Source organism: Micrococcus sp. KT16 (assembly GCF_003315015.1).
Classification (GTDB): Bacteria; Actinomycetota; Actinomycetes; order Actinomycetales; family Micrococcaceae; genus Micrococcus; species Micrococcus luteus.
Genome location: NZ_QNRG01000018.1, coordinates 1 through 18,322 on the forward strand (window position 1 = coordinate 1; position 18,322 = coordinate 18,322).

Annotated in this window: 13 protein-coding genes; 6 read left to right on the forward strand and 7 right to left on the reverse strand. The window is 72.8% G+C overall.

Annotated elements, in window-relative coordinates; all coding sequences use genetic code 11:
- The first annotated feature begins 1,581 nt into the window (after positions 1 to 1,581).
- Positions 1,582 to 2,955, forward strand: a complete 1,374-nt coding sequence (locus tag DE149_RS10740) for a ParB/RepB/Spo0J family partition protein (RefSeq protein WP_078025341.1) — start codon at positions 1,582 to 1,584, stop codon at positions 2,953 to 2,955.
- 117 nt (positions 2,956 to 3,072) lie between these two features.
- Here DE149_RS10740 and trxA read toward each other — a convergent pair whose 3' ends face one another.
- The 5 genes from trxA to DE149_RS10765 form a co-directional block, all read right to left on the reverse strand.
- Complete coding sequence (gene trxA, locus DE149_RS10745; protein ID WP_323662986.1) at positions 3,073 to 3,462, reverse strand: thioredoxin; 390 nt, start codon at positions 3,460 to 3,462, stop codon at positions 3,073 to 3,075.
- A 31-nt stretch (positions 3,463 to 3,493) separates the two neighbouring features.
- Positions 3,494 to 4,495, reverse strand: coding sequence for a thioredoxin-disulfide reductase (gene trxB / locus DE149_RS10750; RefSeq protein ID WP_061867465.1), 1,002 nt, complete (start codon positions 4,493 to 4,495; stop codon positions 3,494 to 3,496).
- Positions 4,496 to 4,642: 147 nt separating this feature from the next.
- Positions 4,643 to 6,772: a hypothetical protein gene (locus DE149_RS10755; RefSeq protein ID WP_061867466.1), complete on the reverse strand. Its 2,130-nt coding sequence runs from the start codon at positions 6,770 to 6,772 to the stop codon at positions 4,643 to 4,645.
- A gap of 65 nt (positions 6,773 to 6,837) precedes the next feature.
- Positions 6,838 to 8,682, reverse strand: coding sequence for a murein biosynthesis integral membrane protein MurJ (gene murJ / locus DE149_RS10760; RefSeq protein ID WP_002857806.1), 1,845 nt, complete (start codon positions 8,680 to 8,682; stop codon positions 6,838 to 6,840).
- Positions 8,683 to 8,728: 46 nt separating this feature from the next.
- On the reverse strand, positions 8,729 to 9,340 hold the full coding sequence (locus DE149_RS10765) for an NUDIX hydrolase (protein WP_061867467.1): 612 nt from the start codon (positions 9,338 to 9,340) through the stop codon (positions 8,729 to 8,731).
- A 65-nt stretch (positions 9,341 to 9,405) separates the two neighbouring features.
- Between DE149_RS10765 and DE149_RS10770 the strand changes: the two genes are divergently transcribed.
- The 3 genes from DE149_RS10770 to DE149_RS11880 all read left to right on the forward strand — a co-directional run bounded on the left by DE149_RS10770 (position 9,406) and on the right by DE149_RS11880 (position 13,492).
- Positions 9,406 to 10,857: a CCA tRNA nucleotidyltransferase gene (locus DE149_RS10770; RefSeq protein ID WP_049158932.1), complete on the forward strand. Its 1,452-nt coding sequence runs from the start codon at positions 9,406 to 9,408 to the stop codon at positions 10,855 to 10,857.
- A 52-nt stretch (positions 10,858 to 10,909) separates the two neighbouring features.
- Entirely contained in the window at positions 10,910 to 11,209 is a 300-nt protein-coding gene (locus DE149_RS10775) for a Rho termination factor N-terminal domain-containing protein (protein ID WP_070708933.1), read from the forward strand.
- Positions 11,210 to 11,353: 144 nt separating this feature from the next.
- Positions 11,354 to 13,492, forward strand: a complete 2,139-nt coding sequence (locus DE149_RS11880) for an acyltransferase family protein (protein WP_233490743.1) — start codon at positions 11,354 to 11,356, stop codon at positions 13,490 to 13,492.
- A gap of 105 nt (positions 13,493 to 13,597) precedes the next feature.
- Here the strand turns inward: DE149_RS11880 and DE149_RS10790 are convergent, their stop codons facing one another.
- Entirely contained in the window at positions 13,598 to 14,683 is a 1,086-nt protein-coding gene (locus tag DE149_RS10790) for an inositol-3-phosphate synthase (RefSeq protein WP_010079791.1), read from the reverse strand.
- A 169-nt stretch (positions 14,684 to 14,852) separates the two neighbouring features.
- Here DE149_RS10790 and DE149_RS10795 point away from each other — a divergent pair, with 169 nt between their 5' ends.
- Positions 14,853 to 16,376 carry a glycosyltransferase family 87 protein gene (locus tag DE149_RS10795; RefSeq protein WP_113914464.1) on the forward strand — a complete coding sequence of 508 codons (1,524 nt, stop codon included), beginning with the start codon at positions 14,853 to 14,855 and terminating at the stop codon, positions 16,374 to 16,376.
- On the opposite strand, the gene DE149_RS10800 is transcribed toward DE149_RS10795, so the two are convergent.
- Positions 16,367 to 16,696, reverse strand: coding sequence for a hypothetical protein (locus DE149_RS10800; protein WP_233490745.1), 330 nt, complete (start codon positions 16,694 to 16,696; stop codon positions 16,367 to 16,369). The genes DE149_RS10795 and DE149_RS10800 overlap by 10 nt on opposite strands.
- A gap of 106 nt (positions 16,697 to 16,802) precedes the next feature.
- Between DE149_RS10800 and DE149_RS10805 the strand changes: the two genes are divergently transcribed.
- Positions 16,803 to 18,290 (forward strand): M18 family aminopeptidase, encoded by a 1,488-nt coding sequence (locus DE149_RS10805; RefSeq protein ID WP_113914466.1) that lies wholly within the window; start codon positions 16,803 to 16,805, stop codon positions 18,288 to 18,290.
- The last annotated feature ends 32 nt before the right edge of the window (positions 18,291 to 18,322 follow it).

The window sequence follows — 18,322 nt, forward strand, 5'->3', positions numbered from 1 at the left end:
TCAACTCCCATTGGGCGTCGGAGAGCATCTGGAACCGGGACATGTCCCCAGGGTCTCAGCTGACTCGTGCATCTATTCTCAGACACGCCCTAGGTACGGGGTCGGCAGGGGAATGCTGAGTCAGCCTGGGTCCCCTCCCCCGGGAAACCCGCATCAGCTCAGTGCGGGACGCTCAGGCCACACGGTTCTGACCCCTGCAACGACGTGGAAGCAGGACGTCGATCACTCAGGTGGTGGCCGGGGGTTTCACGTAAAACACGATGCTCGCGCGTAGATCTAGCGTCGATCCCCGGAGGGAGCCGCGTGCGGACGGACGGGTGAAGACCCGGTTCCACACGAGTCGGACGTGAAACTTAATGGGCAAAATGGGCAGACGGGAGGAATGGGCCCGGTCTGTCGGGCGGAACGGCCTGCCATATGTCTGTACGGCCGCTGCTGACGGCAGCGACTACATCGAACAGTACGGTCAACGGCACAAGTCGGTGCAAGCTGCGCGACATGGGACCCGCGACCCGGCGTTCGTGCCCAGTACGCCGCCACGTTTCACGTGAAACCGAACGACCGACGTCCGGCGCTCGACGCGCCCGGGTCACGACGTCAGCAGCGCGAGGAGTCTGAACCTCGAACGCATCTCACGCCTCCTATGGACGCCAGTATCTGAATGCAACCCGCTCGTGGGCGGACTTCCGTGGCACGAGTGCATGGTCGAATCTTCGAACGATACGTTTCACGTGAAATGAGCTTCGGGTGAAAGCGCCGTGCCGCGAGGTCACAATCCCAGGCGATCCAGGGAGCACACGATCCGTGCCGGGAGCGAGCTGACCGAGAATGGCGCAGTAATGTGGCACTGACTCGCGGGTGAGCGAGCACGTGGGTTACCCGAACTCATGTCGTACTTGGATGACAGACTCGTCCGTGTTTCACGTGAAACGCGGATGGTGAGGCAGCGTTCAATTCGTGAGCTGCGCGGGTGTAAGGAAGCACTGACGGCGAAGCGACGAGTAGGCCGAGCTCATCCGTTCGGCGATTCGAGTGTTCACATCACACCGCGGGGAAGTGGCACGAGTGCTTCGCTGCTGGTCCGCCATTGCGCGTCCGATGAAGCACATACATCATGCGGGTAGCCAGCGATCTGAGTACCGTCCGCACGGAGGGCTGATCGGCCGGGGAGAACACGAACAACAAACTGACAGCCGTGATTCTGATACCGTCCGCTCGTCGACGCGGGCTCGCGTTTCATGTGAAACGAGTGAACTTCGAGAGGGAACACGAGGAGGTCTTGAGGATTGCAGCGGCACCCTTCCGAAGCGCCCCCACTATGAGTGTTCCACGTGAAACACTCACGCTCGCGGCAGGTGCTGTCCGCGCGCCCACATCCTGCCGTCCGGGCCCAATACGGACGTCTCACCCCAGAACCGAGGCCCGAACCTCGCCGCGCCCCTTGCACGTGTCAGGCCCTCGCGCGCCCCCCGGCGGTCAGGGCCAGAGCACCTTGAGAAGTGTCTTCCCGCCGCCCGGGACCATCGAGACCAGGCCGCTCACCTACACTGATCCCAGACCCACTCACTGCAGGAGGACCCGTTGAAGACGAGCCGTCGAGGAGGCCTGGGGCGAGGCCTCGGCGCCCTGATCCAGAGCACTGTAGAAGCCCCGGAAGAGAACGCCGAGGCCACCTCCCCGAAGGACTCTGCGGTGCCGGTGAAGAGCGGCCCGAAGGCTGCCGCGGCAGCGGAGGCCACCACGACATCGACGCGGAGCACCGCGACGACCGAGACGCCAGGGGGGTCCAACGAGCCCGCCCCGTCGGCCTCGCAGCGGAAGACCGCGGGCCGAACGACACAGGCCGGGAAATCAACGGCTGCGACTGGCAGGAACGCCACGTCCGCCACGAAGGCAGGGCCCACCTCGTCGAAGCGTGCCTCGCGACCCGCGCAGCGTCCCGTCGACGTGTTCTTCTCCGCAGAGTCCGAGGATGCACCCGCGGCGCGGCCGACCAAGGGGCGTCCGGCCATGCCGACGGTGAAGGCGCCCAGCAAGCGTGCCACCTCCGCGACGTCGTCGAGGAAGGAACCGGGGGACTCGAGCGTTGAGTCCGCCGCGACCGAGGGGACCGTGTCCGCGGACATCGCGGTCCTGCGGGAGATCCCGGTGGGGGACATCCACCCCAACCCGCGGCAGCCGCGTGAGGTGTTCGACGAGGACCACATGGCGGAACTGGTCACCTCGATCCGCGAGGTCGGCATCCTGCAGCCGATCGTCGTGCGCGAGGTGGACGGCCCCACCCCCCATGAGCTGATCATGGGAGAGCGCCGGTGGCGCGCCACCCAGAAGGCCGGCCTGGACACCATCCCGGCGATCGTCCGCCAGACCCCGGACCAGGACCTCCTGCGGGATGCTCTGCTGGAGAACCTGCACCGCTCCCAGCTGAACCCGCTCGAAGAGGCCGCCGCCTACCAGCAGCTCATGGAGGACTTCGCCTGCACGCAGGAGGAACTGTCCCAGCGCATCGGCCGCTCTCGTCCGCAGATCTCCAACACGCTGCGGCTGCTCAAGCTGCCGCCCCTCGTGCAGCGCCGCGTGGCCGCCGGCACGCTCTCGGCCGGCCATGCGCGTGCGCTGCTCGGTCTCACGGACCCGTCGGACATGGAGCGTCTGGCGCAGCGGATCCAGTCGGAGGGCTTGTCCGTCCGGTCCACGGAGGAGGCGGTCGCGCAGCTGCAGGGCGGGCTCCGGCCGGGCCGCACGCCGCGGCGCAGCACGGACGACGCCCGCCACGAGCGCCTGGACCACTACGCCACCGCGCTCACCAGCCGCCTGGACACCGCCGTGAAGATCACCCTCGGCGCGCGCAAGGGCCGCATCGCCATCGACTTCACCACCGTGGAGGACCTGAACCGCATCATGGACCTCATCCAGGGCGGTCAGGACGGCAAGGGGAAGGGCAAGAAGTCCTGATCCGGAGTTCCCGCGGACGGCGTCCACGGGCACCCGCCGCTGGTCCTGAAGATCAACGCACGACGGCCCCGTCACCCTCTGGGGTGACGGGGCCGTCGTGGTGAGTGGGGGAGGGGCTCAGCCGAGCAGGGCCGAGAACTCCTTCTCCAGCGCGGCCTTGGGCTTGGCGCCCACGGACTCGGCGACCTTCTCGCCGTTCTGGAAGCCCACGACGAGCGGGATGGAGGTGACGCCGTAACGCGCGGCGATGGCCGGGTTCTCGTCCACGTTGAGCTTGGCGATCACGGCCTTGCCCTCGTGCTCCACGGCCATGTCCTCCAGGACGGGTCCGAGCATGCGGCACGGGCCGCACCACTCGGCCCAGAAGTCCACGAGGACGGGCAGCTCGGACTGGAGGACCTTCTGGTCGAAGTCGGCGTCGGTGACGGTGATGGTGCTCATGGCAGCCTCCTGGGGTTTGTTCTGTGTCTGACGAGGGTGGACAGGGGTGTTATCGACATGATTCATGACGCTCCGTCAGGGGTCATGAGTCAGTGGCTCATGCCGGGTTCGCGTCCGACTCCGGGCCGGCCGGCGCGGCCTCCTCCACATCGGCCACGGTCGCGAGGTAGTGCTCCACGTCCTGGGCGGCCACGCAGCCCGAGCCGGCGGCGGTGACGGCCTGGCGGTAGGTGTGGTCCGTGACGTCGCCGGCGGCGAAGACGCCCGGCTGGGAGGTCCGGGAGGACGGATGGTCGATGCGGATCGTGCCGTGCTCCGTGAGCTCCACCTGGCCCTGCACCAGGTCCGTGCGCGGGTCCTGGCCGATGGCCACGAACAGGCCGGTCACGTCCAGCGTGGACGCCTCGCCGGTGCGGGTGTCCCGCAGGCGGAGGGTGTTGACCTTGTCGTCACCGGTCACCTCCGTGACCTCGGTGTTCCAGCGGAACTCGATCTTCTCGTTCTCCATGGCGCGGTGGGCCATCACCTTGGAGGCGCGCAGCTCGTCCTTGCGGACCAGCACGGTCACCTTGGACGCGAACTTCGTGAGGAACAGGGCCTCCTCCATGGCGGAGTCGCCGCCGCCCACGACCGCGATCTCCTGCTCGCGGAAGAAGAAGCCGTCGCACGTGGCGCACCAGCTGACGCCGTGGCCGGAGAGGCGCTCCTCGCCGGGAACGCCGAGCTTCCGGTAGGCGGAGCCGGTCGTGAGGATGACCGCGTGGGTGCGCAGCTGGGTGCCGTCGCCGAGCGTGAGCACCTTGGGGTTCGACGTCAGGTCGGCCTGCACGACGTCGTCGTAGACCACCTCCGTGTCGAACCGGCGGGCCTGGGCCTCGAGGTTCGCCATCAGCTCGGGCCCCTGCACACCCTCCGGGAAGCCCGGGAAGTTCTCCACCTCGGTGGTGTTCATCAGCTCGCCGCCCGCGGTCACCGCCCCGGCCACCAGGACCGGGGAGAGGTCGGCGCGGGCGGTGTAGATCGCCGCGGTGTATCCGGCGGGGCCGGATCCGACGATCACGACGTTGTGGACGCTCGGGTCCTGGGCGGTGGGGGCCACGGGTTCCTCCAGGGGATCGGGGTGGTGGACGCTCCTCCAGGACAACGGCGGAGCCACGGGCGGGTATTCCGCGGTGTCGGGCCGCGGTGCAGCGACGTCCGGCGACGGCGGCCGGAAGGTCCGGCGCGCCGTCGCCTGGGCGCGGGGTCAGCGGACGGCGATCTCGCCGAGCCGCAGGCCGAACGGGAGGTCCGACGTCGTGCCCTCCAGCTGGGGCAGCGAGGTGAGGCTGACGATCACGTACTCGGCCTCGGCCTCGGTGCCCTCGAACGGCACGGGGATGGAGACGGTGTCCTGGTCGAAGGTGCCGTTGCCGATCTCCTGGGCGTTCGCGCCCTCGGGGGAGTCGGCGATGTAGGCGAACCAGGCGCCACCGGTGGCCCCCGTGCTCTGCAGGGTCACCTCGTTCACCTCGGTGCGGTCCTCAAGCTGGACCACGAGGTTCATGCTCTCCACATAGCCGCCGAAGTTTGGCCTCGCGTAGGCGAAGGTGCGCCACACGGTGGTGGGGTCACCGTCGATGAGGTTGCTCAGGTCCGCGTCGTGCTCGGCCTCGTGCTCCGGCAGGTCCGGCACCGAGCGCAGGGCCTGGACGGGCTGCGGGGCGGCCGCGGCGCTCTCGCTGGTCGGGGTGGGGGAGGGGCTGGTGCTCTCCGACGGCGACGGGGTGTCCGATGCTGACTCGGACGACGCAGACTCAGACTCGGACGACGCGGCCGCGGCCTGCGGGGCCGGCCCGCCGCGCAGGTTCTGGGTCAGCAGCACCCCGCCCACGACGAGTGCGGCCAGCAGGCCGAGCACGAGGAGCAGGGCCAGCGGACCGCCGCCGCGCGTGCGGCCGTTGCCGTCGCCCGGGTCGGCCACCGTGGCGCCGTCGCCGCCCCCGGTGGTGGCCGGGGCGGCCTGGGCATCCGGAGCCGCGGCGGCGGCCGTCGAACCGGCAGCCGCCGCGCCTGCTGCCGTTGCGACCCCGGCCCCGGCAGCCACCGGCGCCGCCGTGCCGCGGGACTCCTCGTGGGCGGTCGGCGCGGACTCGGCCACGATCGCTCGGCGGGGGACGGGGCGCTGGCGCCGCACGGGGATCGCCTCGGTGTCCGGGGCGACCGGCTCCGGCGCGTCGGTCTTCTCGGCCGCCACGGGCTCGACGGGCTCGGTGGGCGGCGTGGCCCCGTCGGCATCGGCGTCGGTGGCCTGCGCGGCGGCGGCCCCCGCCGCGACAGCCGGGAGTGCGGCGGTGCCCGCCTGGGCCTCGCGCTTCTCAGCTTCGCGCTCCGCGGCCTCGCGTTCCTGGGCCGCGCGCTTCTCAGCCTCGCGCTCCGCGGCCTCCCGGGCCCGCTCCTCCTCGGCACGACGGCGGGCCTCGGCCCGGCGCTCGAGCTCGCGGCGCTCGGCCTCCTCCCGCTCCGCGGCCAGCCGGGCCTGCTCGGCCTCCCGCTCGCGCGCGGCCCGCTCCTCAGCCTCCTGCTCCGCCTGGCGACGGGCGCGCTCGGCCTCGGCGCGGCGCTCCTCCTCGGCACGCTCCTCCGCCTCCCGACGTTCGCGTTCTGCGCGTTCGGCGGCTTCCTTGCGCTCCCGCTCGGCCCGCTCCGCGGCCTCCCGTTCGGCGCGTGCCTTCTCCTCGGCCTCCTTGCGCTCGCGTTCTGCGCGCTCGGCGGCCTCCCGCTCCGCGCGCTCGCGCTCCTCCTGCTGCTTCCGGGTGGCGGCGTCCGCCGCGGCCAGGGCCGACGCCCCGGCGGCCGCCTTCGCCGCGGTGCCGTCGGAAGGACGGACCCGCTCGGCGAGGCGCTCGGAGAGGCGGTTCAGGAACCCGGGACGACGCTGGGCCTCGTCCTCGTCCGCGCGGAGCCGGCGGTCGAGGTCGGTGTAGTACGCCTCGTCGTCGTCGTAGGCGTGGGGGTCTCCGGTCCGCGACTCGCCGAACAGCTCGGAGCCGAGGCTGTCCGTCTGGAACGGCTCCACGTACAGCTCCTGCGGGTACGCCAGACCCAGCAGGACGTCCGGGTCGGGGTCCCCGCCGGCGATCAGGTACGTGCGGCCCTCGGACAGGCCCAGGTCGAGCACCTGCACGTCGTCGGTGCGCTCGCCCGTGGCCAGCTCCCGCGCGGACGAGGCCACCTGCGTGGCGTTCTCACGTGAGGCCACGAGCACGGTGACGCGGCGGTTGAGCACCTGGTCCGTGCCCAGGAACACCATGTCCTGGTCCGCGGACGTCACCACGTGCTGGGTGATGCGATAGCGGCCGCCCAGGACGGCGCCGACGGCGATGGGCTGGGGCACGGGCTCTTCTCCTGACGACGGGGTCGGAATCCGATGATACGTGGCGTGGCCGTCGCGGCCAGAGATCAGCCGACGCGCAGCAGACGACCCAGCGCCGGCACGCGGGCGACGAGCGGCCGGAGGGCGTCGTCCAGCTCGGGGAACCGCATGGCCCGCAGCACCATCAGGTACACCGGACCCATCGCCACGGCCGCCACCGCGCACGTGAGCAGCGCCGTCCCGATGGAGTTCCACGCGAACCCGCCGGTGTACCCGCCCAGCAGCCACACGACGACGACGCCCGCGGCCGCCGCGGCCAGCGCGGCCAGGCCGGTCTGGACGTGGGCACGCAGCACGGATGCGAGGCCGTAGTCCCCGAACCGGCGCACGGTGAGCACATGGGTCAGGACGAACTGGTACACGTACGAGACGGACGAGGCGACCGCGACCCACAGGGCCATGGACCACAGCGGCAGCAGCATCGCGCCCGCCCACGAGAGCAGCAGCATCAGGAGCGAGCCGCTGACCTGGACCACCATCGGCACCTTGGCGTCCTCGGCGGCGTAGAACACGCGCAGCAGGTAGAAGGAGCCCGAGCGGAACGGGATGGACAGCGCCAGCGCGAGCAGGACCGAGCCCACCGCGACGCCGGCCACCATCGCCGTCTCGGCCGTCGAGCCGAAGACGCGGCCCAGGGGGCCCGCCAGGACCACCACGCCGGCGAGGCAGAACATCAGCGGCACGGTGAACGCGCGCAGACCCTGCGCCGTCGTGCGCCGCACCGCGGACATGTCCTGGCGGCCCATGGCGCGGGCCAACCGATTGAAGAGCACGGTGGCCAGGGAGAGCACGAACACCGAATGGGGCAGCACGGCCATCAGCATCGCCATGTTGTACGCGGCCACACCGGGGATGGCCGCCTGCGCCATCTCGGCGCTCCAGGTCTCCGTGCCGGGGATGCGCAGCTCGCCGCGGTCGCGGGCCTCCGTGGCGGAGGTGACGTACCGCTGGCACAGCAGGAGCACCACGTTCGTGGCGACCATCGTGATCAGGGTGTACCCGGCGATCCGGCCGGTGTCCCGCAGGCCGATGCCCTTCCAGCCGAACCGCGGGCGCAGACCCAGGCCGAGCCCGCGCAGCGGCAGGAAGAGGATCACGGCCTGCAGCACGACGCCCAGGGTGTGGCCGCCGGCCAGCACGACCGTCTGTGCGCTCGTCCACCCGGCGAGGTCGTCCCCGGCCCGGTACGCCCCGAACATGCCCAGGTACAGCACGATCGCGCCGATCGCGACGACGTTGTTCAGCACCGGCGCCCACATGTAGGCGCCGAAGCGCCCGTTGGCGTTGAGCACCTGCCCCACCAACGCGTACATGCCGTAGAAGAACACCTGGGGCAGACACCACAGGGCGAACACGGTGGCCATCTCGAGCTTCTCCGGCGACCAGCCGCGGGTCAGGGCCGTCATGAGCGGGGCCGCCGCCAGCATGACCACCACCGTGCCGGCGAGCATCACGAGCGTGCCGAGCGTCATCAGGCGGGAGGTGTAGTCCGCGCCCCGGTCGGCGTCGCGGGCGTGCTTGATCAGCTGCGGCACGAGCACGACGTTGAACACGCCGCCCACCAGGAGCAGGTAGATCACGTTCGGCAGGGAGTTGGCGATCTCGAAGATGTCGGCCATGTCCGCGGACAGGCCGATCGCCACCGTCACCAGCGTCGCACGGACGAGGCCCAGCACGCGGGAGAGGAGCGTGCCGGAGGCCATGATCGCGGTGGACCGGCCGGCGCGGCGCTCGCCCTCGGGGGTCTCGTCCGCGGGGTCCACGGCGGCCGGATCCGTGGCGGGGGCGGGGTCCGTCGTCGTCGGCTCCTCGTCGGCGACGCCGGCGTGGGCGGGGTCCTGCGCTCGGCGCGGGGCGGGTCTGCTGCTCAAGGGTCACCCAATCGTGGTCGGAAGGCCCCGTGCCGGGGGCGGTGGATCAGGGGCGGGGGCCCCGGGCACCGCCCGGGGGGAAGTGCTGGTCGACCACCTGGCGGGCCAGGTCGACGATCCGGCGCTCGTTGGCGAAGGAGAGGCGGCGCGCGACGTCCTCGAGGCGCACCCACGCGACGTCCACGGCCTCGTGGTCCGGGTCGTTCTCCGTGGTCAGCTCGCCGCCCGTGGCGCGCAGCAGGAAGTGGTGCACGGTCTTGTGGACGCGGTGCCGGGCGACCGTGAACCAGTAGTCGATCGCGCCGAGCGGCTCGAGGATGTGGCCGGCGATCCCGGTCTCCTCCTCCACCTCGCGCACGGCCGCCTGCCGGTGGTCCTCCTCGCCCTCGGGATGGCCCTTGGGCAGGCACCACTCGAGCCGGCCACCGCGGTTGTAGCGGGCGATCACGGCCACCTCGAGGCCGCCGTCGTGCTCGCGGACGATGACGCCGCCGGCGGAGACCTCCTCCACCGTGGGCAGGGAGGCGGCACCGGCGGAACGGGGTCCCGCGGGGGCCGAGGTGACGGGGCGCAGAGGCGGCTGCGGCCGGCGACGCCACGCCCCCAGCGCGGAGGGCAGGGGGGCGCCCCGGTGCGCGGAGGGATCGGGGCGGGTCATGCCGTCAACTCTAGCCCGGCCCGCGCGGGCCCGTGCCGGGACCGTCTGGCACCCTTGTAGGCATCATGGATCTGACCACCGCCACCCACGCGCTGCCCCCCGGCTTCCCCGCGGACGCCACCCTGCCCGCCGTCGTCGTGGAGCTGGGGCGGAGGTTCGAGGCCGCCGGTCACGAGCTCTCCCTGGTGGGCGGCCCGGTCCGCGACCTCTTCCTGGGACGGCCGTCGCCGGACCTGGACTTCACCACGGACGCCGACCCGGACGCGTCCGAGGCCGTCGGCGCCGGCTGGGCGGACGCCACGTGGGACGTGGGGCGGCGGTTCGGGACCATCGGCTTCCGCAAGGCCGGCTGGCAGCTCGAGGTCACCACCTACCGGGCCGAGCAGTACGACCCGGCCAGCCGCAAGCCGCAGGTGGCCTTCGGCGACAGCCTCGAGGACGACCTGCTGCGCCGCGACTTCACCGTCAACGCCATGGCCCTGCGCCTGCCCGCCCTCGAGCTCGTGGACCCCTTCGGCGGCATGCGGGACCTGCACGCCGGCGTGCTGCGCACCCCCGGCACCCCCGAGGACTCCTTCTCCGACGATCCGCTGCGCATGATGCGCGCCGCCCGGTTCGCCTCCCAGCTCGGCTTCGCCGTGGCCCCCGAGGTGGAGCAGGCCATGACCGCGATGGCCGAGCGGATCACGATCATCTCCGCCGAACGCGTCCGCGAGGAGCTCGTCAAGCTCGTGTGCGGGGCGCACCCGCGCGCCGGCCTCGACCTGCTCGTGCGCACCGGCCTGGCCGACCACGTCCTGCCCGAGCTGCCCGCCCTGCAGCTCGAGTCGGACGAGCACCACCGCCACAAGGACGTCTACGCCCACTCCCTGACCGTGCTGGAGCAGGCCATGGAGCTGGAGGGCGAGTACGCGCCGTCGACCCCCGATCCCGTGCTGCGCCTGGCGGCGCTGCTGCACGACGTCGGCAAGCCGGCCACGCGCCGCTTCGAGAAGGGCGGGGCCGTCACCTTCCGGCACCACGAGACCGTGGGGGCCAAGCTCGTCCGCAAGCGGCTGCGTGCCCTGAAGTTCGACAACGACACGATCAAGGCGGTGGCCCGTCTGGTGGAGCTGCACATGCGGTTCTACGGCTACGGCGACGCCGGCTGGACCGACTCCGCCGTCCGCCGGTACGCGCACGACGCCGGCGACCTGCTGCCCCGCCTGCACGCGCTGACCCGCTCGGACGTGACCACCCGCAACCGGCGCAAGGCCGAGCGGCTGGCCCACGCGTACGACGACCTCGAGCGGCGCATCGCCGAGATCGCCGAGGCCGAGGAGCTCGCCGCCGTGCGGCCGGATCTGGACGGGCAGCAGATCATGGCGCTGCTGGGGATCCGCCCGGGCCCGGTGGTGGGCCGGGCGTACACCCACCTGCTCGAGTGGCGTCTCGACGAGGGGCCGCATGAGCCGGCCGAGGCCGAGGCGGAGCTGCGGCGCTGGTGGGCCGAGCAGCCGGAGGCCCAGCAGGACTGAGGCGGCGCGGCGGGCCTTCCACCCGTCGTCGGGCCGGGACCACACTGGCCGCATGGCTGAGAAGAAGACCGAGAAGAACGGCGCCCCCATGGGCCCCGGCACCTCCAGCATCAAGGACCCCGAGGTCTACGAGGCGCTGCGCCGCGAGGGCGCGAGCGAGGAGAAGGCCGCGCGGATCGCCAACGCGTCCGCCCGGGACGGCCGGGACGAGGTCGCCGAGCGCGGCGGCGAGGCCGGCTCCTACGAGGACTGGACCAAGGACGAGCTCGCGAAGCGGGCCCGCGAACTCGACATCGAGGGCCGCTCCACCATGACCAAGGACGAGCTCATCGAGGCGCTGCGCGACCACTGACCGGCGCCCGCCCCCCGCTTCCGGGGGCGGAACCCGGTGCTTTGGGAGTGGAATACCACCGGAAACCGCCCCCAACGCGGTGGGGCGGGTGGGGATAGCCGGAGGCTTTGGCCCATCCAGGTCCGGATGGGATGATCGACCGCTGTGAGTTCCGACCAGCGCACCGCGCCCGTGCCCCGCCATGCCCTGTCGCCCCAGGACGGCGTGCCCGCCGTCAAGGTCGGCACACGGGTCAGTCGCGGCCCCGGCCGGGTGACCGCCCTCGACGGGCTGCGGGGGATCGCGGTGCTCGCCGTGCTCGTCTTCCACGCCTGGCCCACCTTCCTGCGCGGCGGGTTCGTGGGCGTGGACATGTTCTTCGTGCTCTCCGGCTTCCTCATCACCACCGGCCTGGTCCGCGGTGTGGACGCGGGCCGGGGCGTGGCGCTGGGCACCTTCTGGATGAAGCGCGTCCGACGACTCATCCCGGCCATGCTGATGGCGCTCGTGGGCACCACCGCGCTCGCGTGGCTGGCGGTGGACGAGTTCCCCGCGGGCCTGGGCCGCCAATGGTTCGGCGCCCTGACCTACACCAGCAACTGGGTGATGATCCTCGAGGGCGGGGACTACTTCAACCGCGCCTCGCCGCCACTGTTCGAGCACCTGTGGTCCCTGGCGATCGAGGAGCAGTTCTACATCCTCTGGCCCCTGCTCCTCTGGGGGCTGCTCCTGCTCACCTGGCCGCCGCGCAGCACGGTGAACTCGGGGCGGGTGGCGGACCGACGCCGCATCCTCGCGGTCGCGGTCGCGGCCGTGGCCTCCGCGGCGTGGATGGCCTGGGGCTCGTGGCACGGGTTCGAGCAGGCCCGCCTCTACTTCGGCACGGACACCCACGCCTTCGGCCTGCTGTTCGGCGCGTGCGTGGCGATCGGCCTGGCCCACGTGCCCCGGCCCGAGCACGGCGGCCCCGAGCCGCGGACCTCGACCAGGCGGGTGGCCGTCGCGTGGGGCGCCGTCGCGGTGCTCGCGGCGGGCTTCGCCCTGGTCGACGGCGGCCACGCGAGCACGTACCGCGGGGTGCTGGCGGGCCTGTCCGCCGTCGTCGCGTTCATCGTCTGGCACGTGGTGCAGGGTGACCGGCGCGACTCGCTCTCGCGCGTGCTGGGCAACGGGTTCCTGCGCTGGTGGGGGCGCCGCTCCTACGCCGCGTACCTGTGGCACTGGCCGCTGCTCGTGATCATGCGCGTGATGGTGCCCGTGGACGCCCCCGGGTGGGTCGAGCCCGTGGCCGCCGGCGCGATCCTGCTGCTGACCGCCCTGATCGCCGACCTGAGCACCCGGCTGATCGAGGAGCCCATCCTCCACGAGGGGTTCAGGGGCGCCTTCGGCCGCTGGGGCGCGGCCGCTCGGCGGGCGTTCACGGGCGGGGCCGGGCCGATCGGCCGGTTCGCGGCCGCCGCCACGGCCCTGGGGCTCGTGGCCGTGCCCGCGGCGGCCGTGGCCGCCGTGGTGCACTCGCCCGCGCAGACCCAGCTGGAGCAGGACATCGCCCAGGCGGAGGAGTCCCTCAAGGCCGCCGAGGCGGCGCAGCAGGCGGCCCGCGAGTCCCGCGCGGCGGAGCAGTCGAAGCGGGCCGAGGCGTCGGCCTCGGCCTCGCCCGGCTCGGCCGCCCCCGGGGACGCGGAGGACTCCGCCGGCGCGACGTCCTCGCCCGGATCGTCCGCTGAGCCGTCCGGGCTCGGGCTCGGCGACCCGGCCGTCACACGCCCCACGTACTCCAAGGAGCAGCTCACCGCGGCCCTGCCGCCGTCCGAGCTCGGCCCGGACGTCACCCTGATCGGCGACTCCGTCTCGCTCTCGGCCGCGCCCACGCTCCTGGAGCAGCTGCCGGGGATGCTGCTGGAGGCGGAGGTGGGCTACCAGATCTGGGACGCCGCGGACGAGCTCGAGAAGCTCAAGGCGGACGGCCAGCTGAGCGACGTCGTCGTGGTGGCCCTGGGCGCCAACGGCACCACCCATCGGGGCGACTGGGAGAAGATCCTGGCGGCCGTCGGCGAGGACCGGCTGCTCGTGCTCGTGGTGCCGCACGGCCCGATGGACTGGATCGCGGACGTGCAGGTGCAGATGGAGGCGCAGGCCACGGCCCACCCGGACCGGATCGTCCTGGCGGACTGGGACGCCGCGGCGAAGCAGCACGTCACGGACTTCTCCGCCGACGGCGTGCACCCCCGCGCCGACGGCCAGGCCATGTACGCCCAGCTCGTCCGGCTCACCATCGAGGACCGGCTCGGCACGCGGCGCTGAGCGCGGTGGCCGGGGCGGCACGCGCCCCCACGACGACGCCGGCCCGTCACCTCCACGGGGAAGGTGACGGGCCGGCGTCGTGCGCGGTCCGCGGGACCGGGCGGGTCAGCGCTCGATGTCGCCGCGGATGAAGGCCTCCACGAGCTCGTGCGCCGCGTCGTCGTTGTGCTGCACGGGCGGGGACTTCATGAAGTAGGACGAGGCCGAGAGGATCGGCCCGCCGATGCCGCGGTCCAGGGCGATCTTCGCGGCGCGCACGGCGTCGATGATCACGCCGGCCGAGTTGGGGGAGTCCCACACCTCGAGCTTGTACTCGAGCGAGACCGGGGCGTCGCCGAAGTTGCGGCCCTCGAGGCGCACGAACGCCCACTTGCGGTCGTCGAGCCAGGCCACGTAGTCGGACGGGCCGATGTGCACGTCCTTCTCGCCCAGCTGCGCGGAGGTGTTGGAGGTGACGGCCTGCGTCTTGGAGATCTTCTTGGACTCCAGGCGCTCGCGCTCGAGCATGTTCTTGAAGTCCATGTTGCCGCCCACGTTGAGCTGGTAGGTGCGGTCCAGGGTGACGCCGCGGTCCTCGAACAGCTTGGCCATCACGCGGTGGGTGATGGTGGCGCCGATCTGGGACTTGATGTCGTCGCCCACGATCGGCACGCCCGCGGCGGTGAACTTCTCGGCCCACTCCGGGGTGCCGGCGATGAACACGGGCAGGGCGTTCACGAACGCGACGCCGGCGTCGATCGCGGCCTGGGCGTAGTGCTCGGTGGCCCGCTGCGAGCCGACGGGCAGGTAGCAGACCAGCACGTCCACCTCGGCGTCGCGGAGGGCCTGGGCCACGTCCACGGGCTCGGCCTCCGACTCCTCGATCGTCTCGGCGTAGTACTTGCCGAGGCCGTCCAGGGTGGGGCCGCGCTGGACGGTGACGTCCGCGTGGGGCACGTCCGCGATCTTGATGGTGTTGTTCTCGGAGGCGGTGATGGCCTCGGACAGGTCCAGGCCGACCTTCTTCGCGTCCACGTCGAACGCGGCCACGAACTCGAGGTCGGACACGTGGTAGTCGCCGAACTGCACGTGCATCAGGCCCGGGACCGTGTCCGTGGCCTTCGCCTCGCGGTAGTACTCCACACCCTGGATGAGGGATGTTGCGCAGTTGCCCACGCCGGCGATGGCGACGCGGATGGGGTTGGTGGCCACGGTCTGGTTCTCTCCTCGACTGTCCGGAACGGGTGCGGGCACGCGGAGCGCGCGCAGGGGGCCCACACCGTTCGGCGGGGCGCTCACCCGGGGATCAACCCCGCCAGTCTACGACCGACGACGGCGGCCCCGCCCGTCCGGTGTCCGGGCGGCTTCCTAGGATGGGGGCATGAGACCGGCCCCCGCGAATGCCGCGACCCCCAGCGAGCCGCCTACTCACGCCGCGGACGGCGCCCCGTGCGACGCCGTGGCCGACCCGGGTGCCCCCGCCGGGCGTTCCGCTGACAGCGCACCGTCCGGGACCCTGCCCGCCCCCGGCGAGCGCGGCGGACGCTTCCAGCTCGCCGGCGGCCTCGCGGCGAACGGCCCCGGACGGGGGACCGGCTCCTGGGCCGGGCCCGTGGCGCTGACGGGGCTGCTGGTGGCTCTGGCCGCCGTCGTGACCGTGCTGCAGAAGTCGCCGTGCCTGCTGCACGGCTGGGGCGCCCCGGACGTCTACTACGCGGGCTGCTATTCGGACTGGGCCGCGCTCTACGGCGGGCGCGGGTTCGCGGCGGACCCGTGGGCGCCGTTCCGGGCGGGCTCCACGTTCGAGTACCCCGTGCTGATGTCCGTCGTGGGCTCGGTGGCGGCCTGGATCACGCAGGCGCTGCCGTTCTCGCCGGAGCAGGGCACGGTGGTGTTCTGGCTCGTGAACTTCGGGTTCGTGGTGGTGCTGTGGGCCGTCGTCGCGGTGCTGACCGTCCGGATGGCGGGGCGCCGGTGGACGGACGGGCTCATGGTGGCCGTGGCCCCGGGGATCGTGCTGGCCGGCACCATCAACTGGGACCTGTGGGCCGTGGCCCTGCTGGCGTGCGGCATGTACGCGTGGTCGCGCGGCCGGTCCCTGACGGCGGGGGTGCTGTTCGGCCTCGGCGCGGCCATGAAGCTGTATCCGCTGCTGATCCTGGGGCCGCTGCTGATCCTGGCGGTGCGCTCGCGGCGGTGGCGGCCGTTCCTGCTCGCGGCCGGGGGCACGGTGGCGGCGTGGGCGGCGGTCAACGTGCCGCTCATGGCGGTGAACTTCCAGGCGTGGTCCGTGTTCTTCACCTTCTCCGGCGAGCGCGGGCCGGGCCTGTCCAGCGTGTGGCACGCGTGGGACGTGACCGCCGCGCAGGCCGGGTGGGCGTTCGTGCCGGAGGACTCCCTCACCCTGCTGGCCTACGGCACCTTCGCGGTGTGCTGCCTCGGGATCTTCGTGCTCGGCGTGCGGGTGCGGCACACCCCACGGCTGGCCCAGCTGACGTTCCTGGTGGTGGCGGCGTTCGTGCTCACCAACAAGGTGTACTCACCGCAGTTCGTCGTCTGGCTGATCCCGCTCCTGGCGCTCGCCCTGCCGCGCTGGCGGGACTTCTGGGTGTGGCAGACGGTGGAGGCGCTGCACTTCTTCGCCGTGTGGATGTACCTGGCCAAGGGGGTGGCCGAGACCCCGCCGCAGCACTCCATGGACGACTCCGTCTACGTGGCCGCGATCCTCGCGCACATGCTCGCGGTGCTGTGGCTGTGCGGGCGCGTCGTGTGGGAGATGCTGCACCCGGCGGAGGACCTCGTGAAGCGCGACCACGGCGGCCACCCGGACACCGACCCGCTCGCCGGCGCGTACGCCGGCCCGGCCCGGGGGCGCTCAGGCCAGCCGGCCGCGGTTCAGGCGTAGTCCCAGCGGTGGATCGGGCAGTCCGGGGACGACGGCGGCGTGCTCGTCCCCGCCTCGGCGGCGCCGCCCTCGCGGGGTGGCGGGCAGACGCACTGCGCCCCGGAGGCGGCCGTGGCCGCCTTCATCTGTTCGCGCCAGATCACGTGGGGGTCGGTGGCCGGGTCCGCGGCCGCGCCGGGGTGCGCCGGACGCGCGGCGCCGTCGTCGTGGGCGGGGGCGCGGGCCGCGTCCCCGTCCCGGGTGAAGCCCATCCGCACGATGGCCCAGCCGCCCACGGTCCACGCCATCAGGAGGAAGACCCCCACGGCGACGGCGATCATGATGTCCACGGCGGGCTCCTCCTGCGCTGACGGGGCGGGCGATGCGGCGGGCCCGCTTGCGGGCCAGGGTAGTCGGACGGGGTGGTGGGGGCGGTACGGTCGGGGCATGACCCCCGTGACCCGTGACACCGCCGCCGAGCTGCCCGCCCACCTGCGGGACCTGGCCGACTTCGTGACCGCCTCGCCCTCCAGCTACCACGCCGCGGAGGAGGTCGCACGCCGCCTGGAGGCCGTCGGCTTCACCCGTCTGGACGAGGCGGTCGACTTCCCGGCGGCCCCGGGCGGCTACGTCGTGGTGCGCGACGGCGCGGCGGTGGCCTGGATCGTGCCGACGGGTGCCGGGGCGCTGGGCCGCCACGAGGGTGCTGAGGCGCGCGCGGCCGGGCCGGACGAGGCGGGGCAGAGCGCCGCCGTCGTGCCGGTGTTCCGCGTGCTCGGCGCGCACACGGACTCGCCGGGGTTCAAGCTCAAGCCGAACCCGGCCACCGTGACGGCCGACGGCTGGGTGCAGGCCGGCGTCGAGGTGTACGGCGGCCCGCTGCTGAACTCGTGGCTGGACCGTGAGCTGCGGTTCGCCGGGCGTCTCGCCCTCGACGACGGCACGCAGGTGCTCGCCGCGACCGGGCCCGTGGGGCGCATCCCGCAGCTGGCCATCCACCTGGACCGCGAGGTCAACGAGGGGCTGACGCTGAAGCGGCAGCGGCACACGAACCCCGTCGTGGGGGCGCTCGCCCCGCGCGGCGAGGGCGCCGACGAGGCGGAGGCCGACGGTCTGGCCGCCCGCGTGCCCGGTGACGTGCTGACCGCGCTCGCGGCCGCCGCCGGCGTGGACCCGGCCACGGTGCGCGGGCACGACGTCGTGGTGGCCGACGCCCAGGCGCCCGGACTCTTCGGGCTGGCGGGCGAGTTCTTCGCGTCGGGCCGGCTGGACAACCTGAGCTCGGTGCACGCGGGCCTCGTGGCGCTCGAGGAGCTGGCGCGCGAACACGGCGGCGCCGAGGGGGCGATCGCGTACGAGGGGACCGTCGCGGACGGGGTGGCCGGTGAGGCGGCCGGCGCCCCGGTGATCCCGCTGCTCGCCGCGTTCGACCACGAGGAGCTGGGGTCGGCGTCGCGGTCCGGGGCGGCCGGTCCGCTGCTCGAGGAGGTCATGGGGCGCGTGCTCGAGGCGCTCGGCGTGGCCGGGCAGGGCCGGGCGCGGGCGATCGCGGGGTCCTGGCTGCTGTCCGCGGATGCCGGCCACCTGGTGCACCCGAACTACGCCGAGCGGCACGATCCCGTGAACCACCCGCGCGTGAACCACGGCCCGCTGCTGAAGATCAACGCCAACCAGCGCTACGCCACCGACGCGGGGGGAGAGGCCGCGTTCGCCCGCTGGTGCGGCGTGGCGGGGGTGCCGTTCCAGGAGTTCGTCTCCCACAACGACGTCCCCTGCGGCTCCACCATCGGCCCGATCTCGGCGACCCGCCTGGGCATCCGGACCGTGGACGTGGGCCTGGGCCTGCTGTCCATGCACTCGGCGCGCGAGATGTGCGGCGTGCGGGACGTGGAGCACCTGGCGGCGGCCGTGCGGGAGTTCTTCCGCGGGGTGTGAGGCTGCGCGTGGGGGGGGCGCCGCGAGCGGCG

Coding starts and splice junctions, on each gene's coding strand:
- trxA (WP_323662986.1), bottom strand. CDS start 3,462: ATGAATCATGTCGATAACACCCCTGTCCACCCTCGTCAGACACAGAAC.
- DE149_RS10765 (WP_061867467.1), bottom strand. CDS start 9,340: ATGACCCGCCCCGATCCCTCCGCGCACCGGGGCGCCCCCCTGCCCTCC.
- DE149_RS10770 (WP_049158932.1), top strand. CDS start 9,406: ATGGATCTGACCACCGCCACCCACGCGCTGCCCCCCGGCTTCCCCGCG.
- DE149_RS10775 (WP_070708933.1), top strand. CDS start 10,910: ATGGCTGAGAAGAAGACCGAGAAGAACGGCGCCCCCATGGGCCCCGGC.
- DE149_RS10795 (WP_113914464.1), top strand. CDS start 14,853: ATGAGACCGGCCCCCGCGAATGCCGCGACCCCCAGCGAGCCGCCTACT.
- DE149_RS10800 (WP_233490745.1), bottom strand. CDS start 16,696: ATGATCGCCGTCGCCGTGGGGGTCTTCCTCCTGATGGCGTGGACCGTG.
- DE149_RS10805 (WP_113914466.1), top strand. CDS start 16,803: ATGACCCCCGTGACCCGTGACACCGCCGCCGAGCTGCCCGCCCACCTG.